Below are 807 nucleotides of genomic sequence, written 5' to 3' on the forward strand. Positions count from 1 at the left end.
GAGCGGCATCAGCCCGAGGAGGTAGGCCTCCAGCTCCAGCGGGGTGGCGTCCCCGCCGAGCGAGATGTACCGGAACCAGAGTTCCTGGAGATCCAGCTGCCCGCGACGGCAGCCGTCGCTGATGGCCGCCCGCCCCTGGTCGCCGGTCATCGACGTGGTGGCTGGCCGGGACGACTCATCCTGACGACGGTGCGGCCGAGTCCAGGAGCCGCTGAGCGACCGTCCGCAGCTTGACGTTGGTCCGCTGCGCCTCCTCCGCCAGCATGCCGAAGGCGGTCTCCTCGTCGACCCGGTGCCGTTCCCGGAGGATGCCCTTGGCCTGGCCGATGACGTCCCGGCTGCGCAACGCCTCGCGCAGTTCCTCGCTCAGCCGGCGGGCGTCCTCGTGGGAGATCGCATTGGTCAACGTCACCGACGCCTTCTCGGCGAACAGCTCCAGGATCCGCTCGTCATGATCGGTGAAGGCCGCCTCCGGACGGGCGTACACCTTCACCGCACCGAGACCGTCCCCCCGCACGACCAGCGGGCTGCTGACACTGCTGCCCAGACCCAGCTGCGCCACCCGCCCCGTCCACAGGGGCCACCGTTCCTCGTTCCACATGCTCTCGATGCGATACGTCCGCTGGTCCCGCGCGGCCGACAGGCACGGCCCCTCGTCCAGCTCGTACTGCAGGGCGTCGGCCTCCTCCACCAGAGGATGCGTGGCCGCCGTCGACCTCACCCGACCCCTCAGCAACGTCACACCCGCACCGAAGCTGCGCGGCAGGACCTCCGCGGCCAGCGCGGTGACCAGCCGGAGAACGCTGT

1 protein-coding gene is annotated in these 807 nt (G+C 70.6%); it reads right to left on the reverse strand.

Annotated elements, in window-relative coordinates:
• Nucleotides 1–175: 175 nt before the first annotated feature.
• On the reverse strand, nt 176–807 hold a 632-nt coding region (locus ACFSHS_RS22515), incomplete at its 5' end, for a GAF and ANTAR domain-containing protein (protein ID WP_376881168.1).

Source organism: Blastococcus deserti (assembly GCF_042682525.1).
In the GTDB taxonomy this organism is placed as follows: Bacteria; Actinomycetota; Actinomycetes; order Mycobacteriales; family Geodermatophilaceae; genus Blastococcus_B; species Blastococcus_B deserti.